Below are 19,143 nucleotides of genomic sequence, written 5' to 3' on the forward strand. Positions count from 1 at the left end.
TGATACTGAGCATTGGTATTCACTTTTCATGTAGAGGGCTTTATGTTTTGCAGTCAGAGTTTTAATACGGTTGAACACTGATATACCTATGATTGCGTTGGTTTTTGGGGTATTTATTTTCGACTTGCTCTTATCCTTTGCACAGCAAGAATTCTTCGACAGCGCAATTAGCTACAAGTTTTTACTGCATTAAATGAGGTTGCCATTTCACCGCTTATTTTCATCATGAACGCTCTCCCGCAAATAACATGCAAGTTGCACTTGAAGAACGTCGTGACTGTTTTGAAAGGATATTTGTAAAGTTTCCTCAATCTTCTTTAAGCGTTGGTACAAGGTGTTTACATGAATATACAGTTGCCTCGCCGTTTGACTTGCCGAGCGATTATTATTCATAAACGTTTCAAGCGTTTCGCTTAAGCGTTCCTCTTTTCCTTCTATCACGTTCAGTGGCTTAAAAAAGTCCTGTACAAAGGCGAGAAGGTCTTCTTGCGGCTGATCGATAAAAAGGCGGTTAATGCCAATATCCGTATAGTTCATCACCCGCTGCCATTCTTTTTTTGCGCCGAGGTGGGCGAGCGCTTTTTCTGCTTCTTTGTAACTTCTTGGCAGTAATGAGCGTTGATCTGCTTGAGAGCCCAACCCAGCGCGCACCCGCATATTATCGTTTTCCCGAGCGAATCGCCATATGAAAGCATCGATTTCTTTTTTTCCCAACCGTGATACATAGAGAAGCGTAACCACAGTCGTCCCCTTTGTATAGAGAACGGAAAGCTTATCATCAAAGTCATTTCTGATGTCAGTGATGAAGCGATGGATATAGAGATTGGTAAATGAAGGATCCATGTCAAATTCAAATTCAAACTTGAGGATCATTACCGGACGATGATCTTCTATCTTTAACAAACGGGAAGCCTCTTTCAGCTCCTTGGCCGTCTCTGCCATTAACAGCTTTTGAAAGGCTTCTTCAGATGCTTTCAACGAATGGTCGATCACAGATTTCTCCCGAATGAATTCTAACGCTAAAATTGGGATGCCCAGCTCGAGCGCCATTCGTTGTAATGAAGACAAAGGCTCACGTTGCCGGCAAATGATGTACCCCAAACACACGCCTACGCCAACAATGGGAAACACTTCGTGCATCTCCCCTTGGTAGTCTTCAACAGTAAATGAGGCACTTAGCGAGCCCTTCTTTTCAAGGATGACATTTTGGTGATAAGCGGCAAACGTCGACGCATCCGAGTCAACGGGATCGTCGAATATACTTAACAACATGAGCGGCAATCCAAGCACGTCTTCCAACGTTTTTCTAATCGCCGGCGCCCCCTCCCCTTGGATGGAAAGGCTGACTAACCGTTCGTGTATATCATTTCTTTTCGCGAGGAGATAATTTTGTTCTTGTAGCCGGTCAAACAGCTCGGCATTTTGAAGGGCGATCCCGACTTGGTCCGCAAAATTTTGCAAAAGATTAAGTTCATGCTTTGTAAAAGACGCGTAGTTAAATTGATAGAGAATTAACACGCATCTCGTTATTTGCCGGATTTTCACGGGAACACACAGGACGGACGCCGCTTCACCGAACGGGTAGGAGCGTTCGAGGATCGAAAGATTATCGTGTGACATCGTTGAAGCGGCGAATAAAACGTCACGGTGTGTTGGATACAATGCCGCTTCTTCTTTTTCAAACACGGTGCCAACCATTCCTTCCCCCGGCTTCATGCGCATATTTTTCATCGTGCGCGTGTTCACTTCAGCTGAAGTTTTTTGCACTTTAAGACAATCCTCGGCTTCATCATACATCCACAAGACGCCAATATCCGCTTCGAATATCACTTCCATCGTCGTATCGAGAATTTTTGAAAGCAATGCATCCAAATCCGTCAACGCTGTAATCGCGCCAATGCTTTCATTCATTTTTTGGAGAAGACGTTTTTGCTGCTTTTCGGTGATATGATGGGCAAACAGAGGCAGTTCTTTCGCCAATAATTCCTCCCCATGTTTAGGCAGAGACACCGTCGACGCTATCCGCAAAATCAAGCGTTTCCCGTAGGAATACTGAAAATGATATTCAATATAATCCCGGAACCCCCCGTCTGTATACGCCACATCTCCGGCATTTAACGAAAAAATACTAGGTTGTCCAGGTTTATCCAGCGCTTGCTTCGTGATCAACCTTAATCCATCCCCTTCTGAATAAGCCCAAAGTTGAAAAGGGGATGAATGCAAAACATCCGTGATAATATCCGGCATAGAAATCCCGCTCCCGACCTCAAAGATAAATATATTTTTTCACATATATTATATATTATTATAGAGATTATTACACTATTGTAACGATGAATTTTGAATTATACTTTATGCAGAATCTACGTCAAGAAAGGGTGTAAATATGCAAGCGGATACAAAAAATGTTGTGGAACGGGTTTCGCAAATAATAGAGAGCCAGAAAGAAAAATTTACAGCAATTAGCGATCAGATTTGGGAATTCGCTGAAGTCAGGTTTGAAGAAAATGAGTCGTCTGAATGTTTGGCATCCTTCATGGAAGAACAGGACTTTCACATCGAACGGGGCGTAGCAGGGATTCCAACCGCCTTTACGGCAACTTCCGGAACATCAGGACCTGTCATCGCGATATTGGGAGAATTTGATGCTCTCCCCGGTCTCAGCCAAAAAGCCGGGAAAACATCAAAAGAGCCGATTCAATCAGAAGCCCCCGGCCATGGATGCGGGCATAATTTGTTGGGGGTAGGAGGAATTGCTGCTGCTGTAGCAGTACGAACCTACATGGAAGAACAAGGTCTGGAAGGAACGATTCGCTATTACGGCTGTCCGGCTGAGGAAAGTGGTTATGGAAAAACGTATATGGTCAAGGCAGGCCTTTTTGAAGATGTGGATGCGGCCTTCTCTTGGCACCCGCATTATATGAACAGGCTTTTCAATGGTCCGACGCTTGCTGTCGTTCATGCTCATTTTACATTTAAGGGGGTAAGCTCTCATGCAGCAGCTTCACCGGAACTTGGGAGAAGTGCCCTAGATGCGGTGGAATTGATGAATGTTGGCGTGAATTATATGCGTGAACATATGCCGGATGACGCTCGTGTTCACTATGCCATAACCAACACGGGAGGAATGTCGCCAAATGTTGTCCAACCAGAAGCAGAGGTTGCTTATTTTGTCCGGGCTCCTCAATCTGCACAGGCAAAAGAACTTTTTGAACGAGTGAAGAATATTGCCAAGGGTGCCTCTTTAATGACGGAAACAACAGTGGAACACCGTATCGAGGGCGCGTGCTCAAACCTTGTCTCTAATCGTGTCCTGGATCAGTTACTCCACCAAAATATGGCCGCTTTGGAAGAAGCTCATTTTACCGAGGAAGAACTCCGGACGAGCAAAGCCTTTTATGAAACACTTTCCGATAATGAGAAGCAAATGGCGGCATCACTTGTTGGCGAACAACAGGCAGCAGAATTGTCCGAGCGTCCGCTCATTCATGAAGTTGCCCCATACAGCGAACCGAAGGCATCAAGCAAAGGAACAGGTTCTACAGACGTCGGAGATGTCAGCTGGGTGACGCCAACCACGCAATTAATGGCGGCAACCGAGGCCTTCGGAACGCCATTGCATACGTGGCAAGTCGTAGCTCAAGGACAAACGTCTTATGCAAAAAAAGGGATGCTATACGCCGGCAAAAGTCTGGCAAGCACTATCATCAATGCATTGCAAACACCCGATGTGTTAAGGGAAGCAAAAGAGGAGTTACACCGGCAAGGTGCCGGCGCGGACCAATATGATTGTTTGCTGCCGGAAGAACAAGTACTTCCGCATATGCTGCATCAGTAAATTGCATTTGCGCGGGGTCAAGCTTTTGTTGACCCCTTACTGATTTTATTCCTAAATAAGGGGGGGAGAAAGATGACGAGAAAACAAGAACCATTAGAATTTTGGAAGGATTGGCGTTTGTACTTTCTTATTTTATGTATTGTTCTTGTTGCAGAATTAGTCGGACCCATCGATTTTTCCGTTGGACCGGGTGTCATCTCACTGTTGCCTTTGCTCATCGCATTCGCAATCGGTTTTGGCCTGTATTTCACACCGATTATAAAAGAAAAGCAATCAAAAAACGCCCAAAGCTTTGTTACTTTATCGATCAGTTTACTGGTCGCCAAAATAGGAGGAACGATCGGTCCGGCCATCGATACAATTATGGAGGTAGGTCCGGCGTTATTGCTCCAGGAACTTGGAAATTTAGGTACAATTATCTTGGCACTTCCTATCGCTATATTAATTGGAGTGAAACGGGAAGCCATTGGTATGGCTCCGGGTATAGGCCGTGAAGGTTCTGTGGCTATTATAACGGAAAAGTATGGATTCGATTCACCGGAAACACGTGGCGTCATGAGTATGTATGTGTTTGGCACAGTATTTGGCGCCGTATTCTTTGGGGTTTTCGCAAGTTTCTTAGCGGCATTTACCCCCTTTCACCCTTTGTCACTTGCCATGGCTTCAGGGGTTGGGAGTACGAGTATGATGGCGGCTGCAAGCGGGTCTCTCATACCGGCATTTCCTGCTTATGAAAATGAAATTGTCGCGCTAGCAGGCGCCAGTAATCTTTTGACGATGATCACCGGCATATTTGTATTAACGTTTATCGCGCTCCCATTAACACTTAAACTTTATCAAATGTTTACGAAACGAAAATCTCCAAATGCCAGTTCAAAAATGGATGCGGGGGAATAAGGAATGTTAAAAAATATACAAGAATGGTCCGTCGTTTTAGTCATCGTGGGGGTTATTGTTGTCCTTGGCAACTGGTTAGGGTTTGGGGTTATGCCATTTGAAGCTATTCCGGGCATGCTTATTCTTGTGCTTATTTGTTTAGCCGGTTTATTTATCGGAAAAATTTTGCCATTCAACCTCCCCAGCATGATCTATATAGCGGTCTTAGGAGTCATCGTCTCCTTGCCAGCCACACCGGGGTCCGAATACGTTGTCCACGCAACAGATCAAATCGATATGCTCGCGATTACTACACCGGTATTGGCTTTTGCCGGAATTGCCATTGGCCGGCGTTGGGCTGATTTTCGAAAATTGGGTTGGAGAGTAATCGTTGTCGGATTTTGTGTTTTATCAGGCACTTTTCTCGGATCTGCAATTATTGCTGAAATCGTTTTACAAGTGCAAGGAATCGTGTAAGATCCGTCGAAATATCATTAATGCGACTATTATGAGTGGCCGCATGTCTGTATTTTAAACGCGACAAAACGCATTGGGCAACAGGCGGGTCGCTCTTGGTGGTGCCAACCAATAAAAATGACCCTATTGATAGGCTCACTCGATCAATAGGGTCATCTTATCAACTTCTTTCTGATAAGTAACGTAACTCACTTAACATCGTCATTCTTTTAATTTCTTAATGGTTTCTTTCGGCATATTTGTTATTTTCGATATATACGCAGGAAACATTCCATTCTCCCGGTAATGTTCTGGCGATTTTTTATCCCATTTAAGCCCATACCCTATCAACGGTCGTTGGATCATGAAGAACAATGAGTTAAATAAGTACTCCAAAAATATCCACTCCCCTATCTATCCATCGCTCAAAAAGCCAAACGCGGACATATCACGCCTGGCTAAATATCGGTTTATCAATTACACTCCCCTTTACCTCCATTAACTGAAGCTGCACCTGCTTTCATGACCAACCCTTCTAAAGTTTTTTCTATCCATTTTTCCAACTGTTGAGATGTCTGGATCATTTTCTCTAAATTGACGCCTGTTTCCACTCCCATTTCATCGAACATATGGATCATATCCTCTGAGCATACGTTCCCTACAGCCTTAGGTGCAAACGGGCATCCTCCGAGACCTCCTATAGAAGCGTCGAACCGTCTTACACCGGCTTCGTACCCTGCCAAAACGTTAGCGAGGCCAAGACCGCGTGTGTTATGAAAATGAAGTCCTAAAGGAATGTCCTTGCCGAATGATCTGCGGAAGCTTCCTATCATATCCTGGACCTGGTATGGATTTGCCATGCCTGTCGTATCGGCGAGCACAATTTCATCCGCGCCGGATTCCAGAAAAGATTCTACTGCTTGAAATACAGTGTTCGGGTCAACTTTTCCTTCATAAGGACAGCCAAATGATGTGGCTAGAATAGCTGTCACCGGGTAATTGCTTCCCACAGCATCACTAGTAACCTCGCTCAGCTCATTCACCCCATCCTGTACAGACTTTTTCGCGTTTTTTATGTTAAACGTATCACTAGTTGCAGCAGCTATGTGTACGCGATCAATTTGTGTTTGTATAGCTCTCTTAAAACCCCCGCGATTCAACACCAACCCTGCTATTTCTATTTTCTGTTGGTTACCAATTCCAGCAAGCACCTGCTCGGCATCAGCCATCTGAGGCACAACTTTTGGATGCACAAATGATACCGCTTCAATTTTTGTTACGCCAGAGTTGATTAGTTGTTCAATCAGTTTGACTTTATGTTCTGTAGATACATGTTTGTCTTCATTTTGCAGGCCGTCACGCGGACCAACTTCACAAAGAGTTATCATGATGATCTCCTCCTATATAATGCATTAATACATTATCTCTTCCCTGAAATATATGTTCGTGCATTGCTACTTTGGCACGGTCCATATCCTTTTCTTTAATTGCCTCCAAGATCGTTTGATGCATTTGCAGCGATTGCTTTGTTTTGTCATTCGTTGTCCAGTAAAAGGAACGGAAAACTAACGGAAGAACGACCACTTTAGCAACGAGATCGCGAACGTGTTCGTTCCGACTGGCATTAACAATAGTGTCGTGAAAGCGTTTGTTTGCTTCTATTATCGCTTTATTTTGGGTTAAACGTTCCTCATTATCCTGTGCCAACACTTTTTCAAAATCGGCATTTGCCCTCTGCATTGTTTTTATATCTTCCTCGTCCCGATTTATAGCAGCTTGCCCAGCTGCATAGCTTTCGAGCAATGCGCGTATATCATAGATTTGACGAAGGTCTTCTTTAGAAAAAATTCGGACAATAAACCCACGACTTAAAGGTGTGATAAGACCATCGAATTCTAACCTTTTCAAAGCTTCACGGATAGGGGTTCGGCTGACATTCCAGTCTTTAGTCAAAGATTCTTCGGTAAGTCGATAACCGGAAGAGTACTCTCCGGTTATAATTGCATTTTTAATACTTTCGTAGACACCCACACTTAGCACCTCATTCACATTGTATACAAAAACGTTTACTCCTTGCAATATTCCTGTAATATCAACATTTTATCTGTTAGGCGAATGTCGCCATACCCGCTTTGTTGTATACAGTAATGGTGTCTATTCTCGATTTATACCATGATAATATAATTTTATCAAGGTTTGTCAAATTCTATTGCTTATATGTATACATAGTGTTAGATTGTATACATCTAATTTCCGGAATATTTTTTAGAGAGAAGGTGCTAGCTAAATGACAGCCAAAGTAGACAAAGAGAATTTACCGTTAGACGGGGTAAGAGTGCTTGAACTCGGGACACTTATCGCCGGGCCATTTGCAGGCAGGTTGTTGGCTGATTTTGGGGCGGAAGTCATTAAGATAGAACCGCCGGATAAGGAAGATCCAATGAGAAACTGGGGGAAAACGAAGGAGGGACAAGGCCTTTGGTGGCCCATTCAATCCCGTAACAAGAAATCGGTTACCCTTAATCTTCGCGAAGAAGATGGCCAGGAACTGTTCAAGGAACTCGTAAAAGAATCTGACGTTATCATTGAAAATTTCCGTCCGGGAACGATGGAAAAGTGGGGACTTTCCTATGAAGAACTTTCCGACATCAACCCTCGCGTTATTATGATGCGCACCTCCGGGTTTGGGCAAACGGGCCCCTATAAGGAGCGGGCAGGCTTTGGCAGCGTTGGCGAAGCAATGGGTGGCATTCGTCATGTGACCGGCTATCCGGACCGGCCACCTTCGAGAATAGGCGTCTCTATCGGCGATTCACTAGCTGCTTTATTTGCCACGATCGGTTGCCTTACTGCCATTCATGAAAGAGAAAAATCAGGCTACGGCCAAGTGGTAGACACTGCAATCTACGAATCTGTGTTTTCGGTTATGGAAAGTGTCATTCCCGATTACCTTCTTGCCGGGTACATCCGGGAAAAGATGGGGAATATTCTTCCCGGGGTTGCTCCTTCCAACATTTATTTTACAAAGGACGAAACGTACATAGTTATCGGAGCAAATGCCGATGGCGTATTTAAACGCCTTTGTGAAGCGATGGGAGAGCCTCAACTTGCCGAACATCCGGAGTATAACACCCATGAGGCACGAGGCCGCAATCAAAAGAAATTGGATGTGATTATTGAGGATTGGACCAAAACCCTTTCAGCCGAAGAAGCGCTGGAAAAGTTAGAAAATCACGGTGTCCCATCAGGCCTTATCTATACAGCAAAAGATATGGTGGAAGACCCTCATTATCAGGATCGTGAAATGATTGTAAATGTAGACCATCCGGAACTTGGGGATTTCCCGATGCCTGGCGTCGTTCCAAAGTTAAGCCGAACGCCGGGAACGATTACACAGCCTGGAGCAAGCAAAATGGGCGCTCATAATGAAGACATTTATCAAGGGCTTCTTGAATTTGATCAGGAAAAATTAACTGAGTTAAAGAAAAACAACATTATTTGAGGGGGTATTCGTGATGAAAGAGCCTGTCAAGAAGCCTTGGATTTGGATCATCATGGGGTTGCTCGTCCTTTTTAATGCGCCGTGGTATTTTCCGGAAGGGACCATTGAACCTTTGATTTTTGGTCTGCCTTATTGGGTGGTAGTTTCTACTGTATTATCGCTGTTGCTTTGTGCTTATCTATATTGGCTGTGCAGAAACCAATGGCATATTATCGAAGATGAAGAAGAAGCGGAAAACGAGCGGGAAGGAGATTAAGGATGGAAGAATTACGTTTTGCCGGACTCGATGCTGTCATTATTTTATCGGCTTATGCCGTTTTAATGATCGTCATCGGCTGGTTAGCCGGACGAGGAAAAAAGGTGGGAAAGAGTGTAAGCAGCTACTACCTGGCTGGCAGGGATCTCGGAATCATCACACTTTTCTTCACGCTTTTTGCTACTCAATACAGCGGGAACACAGTCGTTGGATACGCGCCACAGGCCTATCGTGAAGGCTTTTCCTGGCTCCAATCCGTTCCTTTTTTTACACTGATTATTGGAATTTATCTATTATTTGCCCCGCGTTTGTATGCTATCGCTAAAAAGAAGAAATTTGTTACGCCTACGGATTGGATTAGTTATCGATTTAACTCCAAACGCGTGACAATCCTCGCTATTTTGCTCATGCTTTGGGGGCTTGCCAACTACCTGTTGGAACAACTTGTGGCTATTGGGCACGCAGTTTCCGGATTAACCGGAGGGACGATTCCTTACGAAATAGCAGTCATTGGATTTATTATAGTTATGCTGACCTATGAATGGTTAGGTGGGATGAAAGCTGTTGCGATCACGGATGCCGTGCAAGGAAGCTTATTGTTTGTAGGGGTCATTCTTCTGCTCGCGGGAGCCTTCGCGCTTACCGGCGGAGGGCTGACAGACTTAACCGAGAATATCGCTGCCGTTGATCCCGAAAGAATCGGGGTGCCTGACCTGACTACCAATATCAACTGGATAAGCATGATACTTCTTACAGGTTTTGGAGCCGCGGTTTATCCTCATGCGGTGCAAAGAATTTATTCATCACGGAGCGAACGTACTTTGAAACGATCATTGGCACGCATGGCATGGATGCCGCCGTTCACTGCCGGCTTCGTTTTAATCATAGGAATTATTGGGATTCAATTATATCCAGGCCTAAGTGTTCCAGAGTCGGAACAACTCGTTGGTATACTGGCGAACGATGTGGCAAACTTAAACACATTTTTCTACTGGGCAATGATTATCCTATTTGGAGCGATTGTAGGTGCCATTGTCTCAACGGCTGACTCTGTATTGCTTAGCTTTTCATCGATGATATCAAATGATGTTTACGGAAAATATATTAATAAGTCAGCGCCTGACGAACGAAAAGTCAAGGTCGGGAAGTTCGTAGGTGTTATTCTTGTTGCTCTATTGCTATGGGTAGCATGGAATCCGCCGGGAACGTTATTTCAAATATTTGTATTGAAATTTGAAATACTTGTCCAAGTAGCCCCCGCCTTCATTTTGGGGCTCTATTGGAAACGTTTGTCCTCCACTGCTGTCTTCTGGGGAATGTTAGTCGGTGCAACCATTGCAGGCGTGATGACGCTTATCGGGCATGAAACAGCTTTCGGCATTCACGGAGGCGTTTACGGATTAGCAGTTAATTTTATGATATGTGTTGCTGGGTCCCTAATGGTTCCTACGAGCCAGGATTACAAAAGAAAAGTAGAAAAAATGACCACAATTGATGCACAGCAATGATACCCCCGCCCCTGACAACACCAAGAGTGCTGCCAGGGGCGGCGCGTGCATAGTTCAACCTTTTTGTTGTCGCTTTATTTTTTTAACGTATCCAAACCTTCCCCGGGCATCATCTCTAGGCAGTATTCACAGTTGTTTTCTTTATGTTTGTCTCCCTTTATAAGCATCCGAACCTTGTTGATACAGATCATTCCCATAACAATCATTAATAACCGTCACCGGAAAATCCTTGATGGTAAGGCGACGAACTGCTTCAGGGCCCAAGTCTTCATAAGCAACGACCGTTTCAGCTTGGATTTTTTTGGACAACAGCGCTCCCGAACCACCGATGGCGCCAAAATAAATGGCATTATATTTTTGGATAGCGGCTTTTACTTCTTCATTTCGATACCCTTTGCCGATCATCCCTTTTAATCCCAGAGAGAGCAATTTAGGTGTATATCTATCCATCCTTCCACTCGTCGTCGGGCCTGCCGAGCCGATAACCTGGCCGGGTTTCGCAGGTGTCGGCCCGACATAATAAATGACCTCACCTTCCAGATTTATAGGCAATTCTTCATTGGCTTCGATACGGTCCATCAATCGTTTATGAGCCGCATCCCTTGCCGCATAGACGTCACCGTTTAAAAGCACCCGATCCCCGGCTTTTAAATCTTGGACCTTTTCATCTGTTAAAGGAAGCGTTACTATTTTTTGTCCCATTCAAGTCCGTCCCTTTCTTATAAAGTCACTTCTTTATGCCGATTGGCATGGCACTGGATGTTTACCGCCACCGGCAAAGCCGCGATGTGACAAGGGTGGACTTCAATCTTAACATCGAGGGCTGTTGTCGTGCCTCCCATGCCTTGCGGGCCGATTCCCAAATCATTGCATTGTTCGATCCATTTCTCCTCCAGTTCAGCAATCCGTTCATCTTTATGACGCACCCCCACAGGTCGAAGCAATGATTTTTTTGCAATGTAGGCGGATTTTTCGAAACTGCCTCCGATACCGACGCCAACGATCATTGGCGGACAAGCATTGGGACCAGCCAAGCGGACGGACTCCATCACGAATGCTTCTATGCCTTCCAAGCCGTCAGACGGTTTTAACATTTGCAAGCGGCTCATGTTTTCCGCGCCACCGCCTTTTGCCGTAAATCGGATCGTAAGGTGATCGCCTTCAACCATTTCCACATACGTAATGGCCGGTGTATTATCCCCGGTATTTTTACGGTCCAAAGGATCACGAACGATCGATTGACGCAAATAGCCGTCCCCATAACCTTTGCTTACCCCTTGATTAATGGCATCGTACAAATTTCCGCCCGTGATTTTGCAATCATACCCCAATTCAATAAAAAATACAGCCACTCCTGTGTCCTGGCACATGGGTATGCGTTCCTGCTTGGCAATTTCGGCATTATCCAACAACTGTTCAATAACATCCTTGCCAATCTCCGATTTCTCTGTTTTCATGGAAGATTGAAACGCCTGGATCATGTCATCGTCCAAATCGAAACTGGCCGTTTGGCACAGGAAAGCAACACTATCCGTGATGTCGTCCACATGGATTTCTCTCATATCCCATACCCGTCCTTTCCGGCAAAGACTCCCGAATAATCTGGCACTTTTATTCCTCCTTTAAAACCTCCATCATGTCCAACGTTCGCTGGGCGCCTTTCACAACGGGAACATCGATCATTTTGCCTTTCAGCTGAATCGCTCCGTCGCCTCGTTCTTTTGCTCGTTCATATGCATCGACAATTTCCAAAGCTTCTTGCACTTCCTGTTCCGAAGGCGTATAAGCGTGGTTCACGGGCTCGATCTGCTTCGGATGGATAATCATTTTGCCTTTAAAACCGAGGCGAATGCCCCGTTCTGTCTCTTCAACTAGCCCCTCTTCGTTATGGAAATCCGGATAGACGGTATCAATGGGTCCTTCAATCCCTGCCGCGTAGCTGCTGTTCACCAGTTGAGATTGAGCATAGAGCAATTCTTCGCCATAGCCGCTGATTTTCGTTTGCATATCTGCCGTGTAATCAATTGCCCCGAAACTAAGCCGTTCGATTCTCGGCGCGGCACGGGCAATCTCGTAACTGTTATGGACACCGAGCGCGCTTTCCAGCAATGGAAGTAACTCAATATGGCCAACGGGAAGACCGTTCTCTTCTTCCAACGTGGAAATCCATTCGTCCATTTCTTTAATATGGTCGGGATTCTCCGCTTTTGGCAGCACCAAGCCGTGGGCACCATTCCTGACACCTGCTTTAACATCTTCACTAAAAAAAGGAGACGTGCTTTCATTCACCCTTAATAACTTGTAAGGCGCTTTATCGATATGTTTCTTTTGCAAATGTTGCGTTGCCATGTTCCTCGCCTGTTCCTTTTCTTCCAATGGAACTGCATCTTCAAGATCATAAATGACAACGTCTGCTTTCGTTTCCATCGCTTTTTCCATCGTCCGCGGATGATTGCCGGGCGCGAAAAGCCATGTGCGATGTTTTTTCATTTCCGTCCTCTCCCTCTATTTTAGACTAAAATAATACAACGGTTCTAGAAAAACTAGAACCGTTTGTCATCATCAAAACGACCGGGGCAAGCCGAGCACGTGTTGACCAACATAGCTACGGATTAAATTATTCGTGATCGGAGCGACCATAAAGAGACGTGCTTCCCGAAATTTGCGCTCAATATGATACTCTGCCGCAAATCCGTACCCGCCGTACGTATCCATCGCGCTGTTTGCTGCTTTCCAAGTGGCTTCAGAAGTCAAAAACTTCGCCATGTTTGCTTCTTCTCCGCAGTTCTCTCCTTGATCAAATAACTCCGCTGCTTTGTCACGCATCAATGTCGCTGCCTGTATGTTCATGTAGTCTTCAGCCAATGGAAATTGCACGCCTTGATTTTGGCCAATGGGACGATTAAAGACGACGCGTTCGTTCGCGTAGTTGACCGCTCGGTCGATAAAATATAAACCGTCGCCGACACTCTCCGAAGCAATCAAAATACGCTCGGCATTCATCCCGCCCAAGACATATTTGAACCCTTTTCCTTCTTCACCGATTAAGTTTTCCTTATGGATTTTTGCCCCTTCAATGAATACTTCCGTTGTGGCATGGTTAATCATCGTGTCAATCGGGCGAATATCGATATGTTCCGCTTGCTCGTTCATATCGAGCACAAACAAGCTTAGGCCATCGGTTTTTTTCTTTTCCTGCCCTTTCGGTGTCGTGCGTGCAAGAAGTAGCATTAAATCGGAATATTTGGCTCTTGATGTCCAGATTTTCTGGCCATGGACGATATAGTGATCACCTTGTTTTTCGGCGAACGTGGAAATGCTCGTCGTATCGCTTCCGGCCGTCGGCTCTGTGATCCCAAACGCTTGCAATCGTTTTTCACCTGAGGCAATCGGTGGGAGCCAACGTTGTTTTTGCTCTTCCGAGCCATGACGAAGGATGGCCCCCATCGTATACATTTGCGCGTGTCCGGCAGCCGCGTTTCCGCCGGAACGATTAATTTCCTCCATTATAATGCCCGCTTCTGTCATCCCAAGACCGGCACCGCCGTATTCTTCCGGAATTAAAACGCCTAACCACCCTTCATCGGTCAATGCTTGGATGAATTCTTCGGGGTATTCATGCCGTTTATCGATATCCTGCCAATACGACTCCGGAAAACGCTCGCATAAACTACGTACACTTTTTCGAATCATGTCATGATCTAGTTTTGTTTGTGTCATTTGTCATCCTCCTGATTATTGAGAGTTTTCCCGATGAACTTTTTCAAATAAATCATTTCTTCCTGAAGGCGCATGGTCTTTTTTATAGACCATAAATGTCCGTTTGTAATCGATGACAACTTGGCCTTCCTGATTGTACCCATATGTTTTCACCGTGACGATGCCTACATTTTCCCTTGAACCGGATTCTCTTTTATCCAAGACCTCGGAATAAGAATAGATCGTATCCCCTTCGAAAACGGGATTGGGCAATCGAATATCTGTCCAACCGAGATTAGCCATCACATTTTGGGATAAATCATTTACCGACTGGCCGGTAACAAGCGCAAGGGTGAACGTTGAATTCACAAGTGTGCGACCGAAATCTGTTTGTTCAGCATAATGATCATCAAAATGAATCGGGTTCGTATTTTGCGTTAGCATCGTAAACCAACTGTTATCTGTCTTCGTAACCGTCCTTCCCAGTGGATGTTGATACACATCCCCTAATTCAAAATCCTCAAAAAAACGCCCTTTCCAACCATCTTTAACACTCACAATGATTCCTCCTTATGTTTGTCATTTATTGGATTCATATTTTCATGTTCCCAAATCCAAATTCCTCCAATATCGAATTAGTATGTTCCCCAAGCGCGGGAACGTCCCCCATCACGGGTTCGACGCCACTGATCGATGCCGGGGGAATTAAAGCCTGAATGGAACCTTGGGGTGTATCGATCGCTTGCCAACGCTCTCTAGCTTGTAACTGCGGATGATCGAAGAATTCTTTCATGGAATTTAATCTCGCGTTTGCGATATTGGCGGTCTCCAACCGATCAATGATGGTATTTCTATTTAACTTTGAAAAAATACCCTCGATCAATTCCTTCAATGCCTGTCGATGTTCAGAACGTTTGGCGTTACTCACAAACCTTTCGTCTTCGGCGGTTTCAGGCTTTTGTAAAACGTTTTCACAAAAACTCAGCCATTCCCGTTCATTTTGGAGGCCGACGAAAACGGTTTTTCCGTCCCCGCATCGAAACGGGCCATATGGAAAAATCGTTGAGTGGCTAGCCCCTTTTCGTTGCGGTTCTTCCCCGCCGTATGCTGCATAATACGTTGGGTAACCCATCCATTCGCCCAAGGCTTCCAGCATGGAAACATTGACGGTTTGCCCTTCGCCGGTACGGGATCGCACGAGAAGTGCCGTAAGAATCCCGGAATACATGTACATGCCCGCGGCAATATCGGCAATCGAGATACCTGCTTTCGATGGAACGTCTTCACTTCCAGTGATTGACACGAGGCCGGCTTCACACTGAACGAGCAGATCATACGCTTTTTTGTCTTTATATGGTCCGGTGTCGCCGTATCCTGTTAAATTACACGTAATTAATGCCGGATACCGTTCACGAAGCACCTCTGTTCCATACCCCAACCGTTCCATCGCCCCTGGCGCGAGATTTTGAATAAATACATCCGCTTCAGCCAATAACCGTTCAAACACCGGTTTCGTTTTCTCCGATTTTAAATCAAGCGTCATTGATTCTTTCGAACGATTTAACCAGACGAAATGGCTCGACATACCATGAACGGTGTTATCGTAATCACGGGCAAAATCACCTGTATGGGGACGTTCCACCTTGATCACCCTTGCGCCAAGATCAGCGAGCTGTCGTGTAGCAAAAGGCACGGCAACAGCTTGTTCAACGGAAAGAACCGTTATCCCTTCTAATGGTTTCATATTGATCCTTTCTATTTTCCAGTAAGTTCTTGTATCCATCCGAAATGAACAGATAGGATATTGTATCCAATATTAATCTGCGAAAGCGATGATTCCTGTTAACCATCCTTCGCCTCGATAAACGCGATTAACCGTTTACCAGTATTGAGAATATGATCATGAAGCAAGGAAGACGCGCGTTCAGGTTCCTGGTCTTTTAATGCTTGAACGATTTGTTTATGACCTTCATTCGATTTCTCCATTTGTCCATGTAAAAATTCCGGCGTTTGCTGAGAATAACCATTCCACAACACTTGAATAAACGTGGAAAGCCGCTTCCATGGGCATCGCTTTAAGAGCAAATGGTGAAAATCAATATTGGTTTGAACGAACGCTTCATGGTCAGCCTGATCCATCCCTTTGATAAGCGAATCCATATCAGCTAAATCTTTCTCCGTGATAAAGGGATATGCCTTTTCAAGCGCCATCTTCTCCAATTCCGAACGCAAAACATAATTTTCATGGATCGCTTCCGTGTCCACTTCGTTAACAAAAGCACCCCGGTAAGGTTCGATCTTGACGAGCCCTTCAATTTCCAATTGCTTTAATGCCTCCCGAATCGGCATTCTGCTGATCCCTAATTGTCTGGCCAATTGTTCCTGAACCAATTTTTTTCCGGGCGGGAAATCCCCGCTTAGAATCGCCTTTCGAATCGCATTACAGGCTTTTGTTTCAATTGAATCTTTATTTTCTAACTGAAAATTTTCCATGATCATTCTCCTTGAGATATAGTATATCGTATCCAATATACTCTTTCAATAGCATGTGAATAATTTTTGAATTTTTATTGACGCTCTACTCATCTTCCTGTTTCTTTTTATCCATATACGCTTGCAAAAAGGGGTACGGAATACCAACGATCGCAAATAATGTTATTATGAGCGGAATCCCTTCTATTTCCATAAGAAACACATAATTCAGGATGATTAATAAAATGGCACCGAAAAACACACCGAATAGCCATTTGAGGTATGCATGTATATAATATCGAATCGTCATGGCGTTTCCTCCGTTCTTCGTCTTCTTCCATCCTACCACCGGGAAAACGGTCATGCCAGACATTTTCTGTCAAGATTCCCTGTTGACATTTTCGTAATTTTCATGCTAAATAAATGTAAACGGTTTCATAATGAGGTGGTGACAAAAGAGCAGCGAGCAGCACCGGTTCATTTTTAACATAAGGAGGCAACGTAATGGCGTTAGGTGTTTTAGCTTTATTGGCATTATTACCGATCCTTGTCGTCTTTTTCCTTATTGCCGTGTTGAATTGGTCCGCGAAAAAAGCGATGCCGGTCGCGCTTATCCTAACCATATTAATGGCATTGATCATCTGGGGGACGGATTTCTCACAGGTGAGCGCAGCTGTCATTAATGGTGTTGTCCTGGCATTGGAAATTTTATTCATCGTTTTTGGAGCAATTTTGCTGCTTAATACATTAAAAGAAAGCGGAGCGCTGCAAGCGATTCGATCCGGATTTACAAGTATCTCGCCGGACAGAAGAATTCAAGCGATCATTATCGCCTGGCTTTTCGGTTGTTTCATCGAAGGATCGGCCGGTTTTGGGACGCCGGCTGCAGTCGCCGCACCTTTGCTTGTCGCGATTGGATTTCCGGCGATGGCAGCTGTTGCAGTAGCGCTCGTTATCCAAAGTTCGCCTGTTTCTTTTGGCGCAGTAGGCACCCCGATCTTGGTCGGTGTCGGTTCAGGCCTGGAAGGTCAGGAAACAGTGATGACAGCGCTGGGAAGCATGCCATTTGACGAATTTATCCATTCCATAGGTGTGCAAGTAGCCCTTACCCACGGGATAGCGGGAATTCTCGTTCCTTTATTAATGGCCGGTCTTTTGACGCGGTTTTTCGGAAAATCAAGATCGTTTTCAGAAGGCTTTAAGGTTTGGAAATTCGCGCTTTTTGCTGCGTTCGCCTTCATTATCCCCTTTTATTTGGTGGCGTTGCTGCTCGGACCGGAATTTCCGGCCATGCTCGGAGGGTTGATCGGATTGTTGATTGTCGTTCCCGCCGCGAGAGCCGGTTGGTTCCAACCGAAGGAATCAGAGTTGTTCGACTTCGAACCTCGGGAGCGCTGGGAACCGGAGTGGATCGGCAAGTTGCAAGACGCAGCTTCTAAAGAAGTGGCTAGTCGGAATATGGGGATGATAAAAGCCTGGTCGCCTTATATTATTGTTGCTTTTCTGTTAATCATTACGAGAGCCGTTGACCCCATTAATGATTTTTTACAACAGCCTGCCTTATCCTTTATATGGGAAGGCATCTTCGGTTCGAACGTAACGGCGGAATTATCTCCGTTGTTCGTTCCGGGAATGTTCTTTGTCATCACATCCATAATCACTTATTTCATCCATGGCATGCATCAACGAAAAGGCGCGTACGCGACAGCCTGGTCGGACACGTTCAAAACGTGGGTGGGCGCGGCCGTCCCCTTGTTGTTCGCGGTACCGATGGCACAAGTGTTTATCAACTCCGCGTCGGACGCTTATCAAAGCATGCCGATCGTTCTGGCGGAAGCAGCCACTAACATGGCCGGTGAAGCATGGCCGTTATTTGCACCCATCGTCGGCGCTTTAGGTGCCTTCCTTGGTGGAAGTAACACGGTAAGCAATGTGATGTTCTCCCTCTTTCAATTTGGCACCGCCCAAAATCTTGGGCTCGATATTGCCGGCTCTAGAGTCATCGTTTCTTTGCAAGCGGTGGGAGGTGCTGCCGGCAACATGATCGCGGTTCATAATGTTGTCGCCGCTTCAGCAACCGTCGGCTTACTCGGAAGAGAAGGGTTATTGATCCGGAAAACATTAATCCCGATGGTCTATTATCTCGCCGTTGCCGGTATGCTCGGCATGGGCTTCATCATCGGCGGCATTAACTTCTGGTTCTTCACAGCCATCTTGTTCGCGATTGTCTACCTCTCTATTTTGGCAAAAAATAAAGGCAAGAACACGCCGATCGATACCGGACGGAAACCTTCGGCATAAGGACAACCGGAAAAAGCGGCAGAGCGCTCTGCCGCTTTTTTTATTTGATGCAAAATATAGCGCAATTTTTGGGGGAAATCTGAAACTATAATTTCCCTACATCCATTAACCGTCTTCATGCATCTGAAAAATAACATCAAATTCATCTGGATTCATGCCAAAGTCTTTGGCAGTTCGCACTTTTGGCGCGTTTACTGAATTGCTGGCTTTATGTCAATGCCCACGGATATTCTGT

18 protein-coding genes are annotated in these 19,143 nt (G+C 45.2%); 7 read left to right on the plus strand and 11 right to left on the minus strand.

The features are described from left to right. Window positions 1-207: 207 nt before the first annotated feature. A complete protein-coding gene (locus HUG15_RS13365) occupies window positions 208-2,247 on the minus strand; it encodes a helix-turn-helix domain-containing protein (RefSeq protein ID WP_200123579.1) in 2,040 nt (679 codons plus the stop codon). A 139-nt stretch (window positions 2,248-2,386) separates the two neighbouring features. On the opposite strand from HUG15_RS13365, the gene HUG15_RS13370 reads away from it, so the two are divergent. From HUG15_RS13370 to HUG15_RS13380, 3 genes are all read left to right on the plus strand, one after another. Then, window positions 2,387-3,838 (plus strand): M20 family metallopeptidase, encoded by a 1,452-nt coding sequence (locus HUG15_RS13370; RefSeq protein ID WP_200123580.1) that lies wholly within the window; start codon window positions 2,387-2,389, stop codon window positions 3,836-3,838. Between the two features lie 72 nt (window positions 3,839-3,910). After that, the gene (locus HUG15_RS13375) at window positions 3,911-4,735 is read left to right on the plus strand and encodes a DUF3100 domain-containing protein (protein ID WP_200123581.1); all 825 of its coding nucleotides are present in this window, start codon (window positions 3,911-3,913) and stop codon (window positions 4,733-4,735) included. Between the two features lie 3 nt (window positions 4,736-4,738). Continuing rightward, on the plus strand, window positions 4,739-5,191 hold the full coding sequence (locus HUG15_RS13380; protein ID WP_200123582.1) for a hypothetical protein: 453 nt from the start codon (window positions 4,739-4,741) through the stop codon (window positions 5,189-5,191). A gap of 452 nt (window positions 5,192-5,643) precedes the next feature. Here HUG15_RS13380 and HUG15_RS13385 read toward each other — a convergent pair whose 3' ends face one another. Beyond that, window positions 5,644-6,558, minus strand: coding sequence for a hydroxymethylglutaryl-CoA lyase (locus tag HUG15_RS13385; protein ID WP_200123583.1), 915 nt, complete (start codon window positions 6,556-6,558; stop codon window positions 5,644-5,646). Further along, window positions 6,542-7,201 (minus strand): GntR family transcriptional regulator, encoded by a 660-nt coding sequence (locus HUG15_RS13390; RefSeq protein ID WP_200123584.1) that lies wholly within the window; start codon window positions 7,199-7,201, stop codon window positions 6,542-6,544. Before HUG15_RS13390 ends, HUG15_RS13385 begins: the two co-directional genes overlap by 17 nt. A 256-nt stretch (window positions 7,202-7,457) precedes the next feature. Here HUG15_RS13390 and HUG15_RS13395 point away from each other — a divergent pair, with 256 nt between their 5' ends. From HUG15_RS13395 to HUG15_RS13405, 3 genes are read left to right on the plus strand one after another with little or no spacing between them, the layout of a single operon-like run. Next, window positions 7,458-8,672, plus strand: coding sequence for a CaiB/BaiF CoA transferase family protein (locus tag HUG15_RS13395; protein ID WP_200123585.1), 1,215 nt, complete (start codon window positions 7,458-7,460; stop codon window positions 8,670-8,672). Between the two features lie 13 nt (window positions 8,673-8,685). Next, the gene (locus HUG15_RS13400; protein WP_200123586.1) at window positions 8,686-8,928 is read left to right on the plus strand and encodes a hypothetical protein; all 243 of its coding nucleotides are present in this window, start codon (window positions 8,686-8,688) and stop codon (window positions 8,926-8,928) included. Window positions 8,929-8,930: 2 nt separating this feature from the next. Next, the gene (locus HUG15_RS13405; protein ID WP_200123587.1) at window positions 8,931-10,436 is read left to right on the plus strand and encodes a sodium:solute symporter family protein; all 1,506 of its coding nucleotides are present in this window, start codon (window positions 8,931-8,933) and stop codon (window positions 10,434-10,436) included. Window positions 10,437-10,577: 141 nt separating this feature from the next. On the opposite strand, the gene HUG15_RS13410 is transcribed toward HUG15_RS13405, so the two are convergent. The 8 genes from HUG15_RS13410 to HUG15_RS13445 form a co-directional block, all read right to left on the minus strand. Then, a complete protein-coding gene (locus tag HUG15_RS13410) occupies window positions 10,578-11,138 on the minus strand; it encodes a Fe-S-containing hydro-lyase (protein WP_200123588.1) in 561 nt (186 codons plus the stop codon). A gap of 17 nt (window positions 11,139-11,155) precedes the next feature. Beyond that, window positions 11,156-11,998: a fumarate hydratase gene (locus HUG15_RS13415; protein ID WP_200123589.1), complete on the minus strand. Its 843-nt coding sequence runs from the start codon at window positions 11,996-11,998 to the stop codon at window positions 11,156-11,158. Between the two features lie 49 nt (window positions 11,999-12,047). Further along, window positions 12,048-12,926: an HpcH/HpaI aldolase/citrate lyase family protein gene (locus tag HUG15_RS13420; protein ID WP_200123590.1), complete on the minus strand. Its 879-nt coding sequence runs from the start codon at window positions 12,924-12,926 to the stop codon at window positions 12,048-12,050. 72 nt (window positions 12,927-12,998) lie between these two features. Beyond that, the gene (locus HUG15_RS13425; RefSeq protein ID WP_200123591.1) at window positions 12,999-14,156 is read right to left on the minus strand and encodes an acyl-CoA dehydrogenase family protein; all 1,158 of its coding nucleotides are present in this window, start codon (window positions 14,154-14,156) and stop codon (window positions 12,999-13,001) included. Between the two features lie 15 nt (window positions 14,157-14,171). Further along, window positions 14,172-14,693 (minus strand): MaoC family dehydratase, encoded by a 522-nt coding sequence (locus tag HUG15_RS13430; RefSeq protein WP_200123592.1) that lies wholly within the window; start codon window positions 14,691-14,693, stop codon window positions 14,172-14,174. Window positions 14,694-14,727: 34 nt separating this feature from the next. After that, window positions 14,728-15,879, minus strand: coding sequence for a CaiB/BaiF CoA transferase family protein (locus tag HUG15_RS13435; RefSeq protein ID WP_200123593.1), 1,152 nt, complete (start codon window positions 15,877-15,879; stop codon window positions 14,728-14,730). 98 nt (window positions 15,880-15,977) lie between these two features. After that, complete coding sequence (locus HUG15_RS13440; protein WP_200123594.1) at window positions 15,978-16,628, minus strand: GntR family transcriptional regulator; 651 nt, start codon at window positions 16,626-16,628, stop codon at window positions 15,978-15,980. A gap of 85 nt (window positions 16,629-16,713) precedes the next feature. Beyond that, window positions 16,714-16,917, minus strand: coding sequence for a hypothetical protein (locus HUG15_RS13445; RefSeq protein WP_200123595.1), 204 nt, complete (start codon window positions 16,915-16,917; stop codon window positions 16,714-16,716). Window positions 16,918-17,111: 194 nt separating this feature from the next. Here HUG15_RS13445 and HUG15_RS13450 point away from each other — a divergent pair, with 194 nt between their 5' ends. Next, the gene (locus HUG15_RS13450) at window positions 17,112-18,908 is read left to right on the plus strand and encodes an L-lactate permease (RefSeq protein WP_200123596.1); all 1,797 of its coding nucleotides are present in this window, start codon (window positions 17,112-17,114) and stop codon (window positions 18,906-18,908) included. Window positions 18,909-19,143 lie beyond the last annotated feature (235 nt).

The organism is Salicibibacter cibarius, assembly GCF_016495725.1.
GTDB lineage: Bacteria > Bacillota > Bacilli > Bacillales > Marinococcaceae > Salicibibacter > Salicibibacter cibarius.

Coding starts and splice junctions, on each gene's coding strand:
- HUG15_RS13365 (WP_200123579.1), bottom strand. CDS start 2,247: ATGCCGGATATTATCACGGATGTTTTGCATTCATCCCCTTTTCAACTT.
- HUG15_RS13370 (WP_200123580.1), top strand. CDS start 2,387: ATGCAAGCGGATACAAAAAATGTTGTGGAACGGGTTTCGCAAATAATA.
- HUG15_RS13375 (WP_200123581.1), top strand. CDS start 3,911: ATGACGAGAAAACAAGAACCATTAGAATTTTGGAAGGATTGGCGTTTG.
- HUG15_RS13380 (WP_200123582.1), top strand. CDS start 4,739: ATGTTAAAAAATATACAAGAATGGTCCGTCGTTTTAGTCATCGTGGGG.
- HUG15_RS13385 (WP_200123583.1), bottom strand. CDS start 6,558: ATGATAACTCTTTGTGAAGTTGGTCCGCGTGACGGCCTGCAAAATGAA.
- HUG15_RS13395 (WP_200123585.1), top strand. CDS start 7,458: ATGACAGCCAAAGTAGACAAAGAGAATTTACCGTTAGACGGGGTAAGA.
- HUG15_RS13400 (WP_200123586.1), top strand. CDS start 8,686: ATGAAAGAGCCTGTCAAGAAGCCTTGGATTTGGATCATCATGGGGTTG.
- HUG15_RS13405 (WP_200123587.1), top strand. CDS start 8,931: ATGGAAGAATTACGTTTTGCCGGACTCGATGCTGTCATTATTTTATCG.
- HUG15_RS13410 (WP_200123588.1), bottom strand. CDS start 11,138: ATGGGACAAAAAATAGTAACGCTTCCTTTAACAGATGAAAAGGTCCAA.
- HUG15_RS13415 (WP_200123589.1), bottom strand. CDS start 11,998: ATGAGAGAAATCCATGTGGACGACATCACGGATAGTGTTGCTTTCCTG.
- HUG15_RS13420 (WP_200123590.1), bottom strand. CDS start 12,926: ATGAAAAAACATCGCACATGGCTTTTCGCGCCCGGCAATCATCCGCGG.
- HUG15_RS13425 (WP_200123591.1), bottom strand. CDS start 14,156: ATGACACAAACAAAACTAGATCATGACATGATTCGAAAAAGTGTACGT.
- HUG15_RS13435 (WP_200123593.1), bottom strand. CDS start 15,879: ATGAAACCATTAGAAGGGATAACGGTTCTTTCCGTTGAACAAGCTGTT.
- HUG15_RS13440 (WP_200123594.1), bottom strand. CDS start 16,628: ATGGAAAATTTTCAGTTAGAAAATAAAGATTCAATTGAAACAAAAGCC.
- HUG15_RS13445 (WP_200123595.1), bottom strand. CDS start 16,917: ATGACGATTCGATATTATATACATGCATACCTCAAATGGCTATTCGGT.
- HUG15_RS13450 (WP_200123596.1), top strand. CDS start 17,112: ATGGCGTTAGGTGTTTTAGCTTTATTGGCATTATTACCGATCCTTGTC.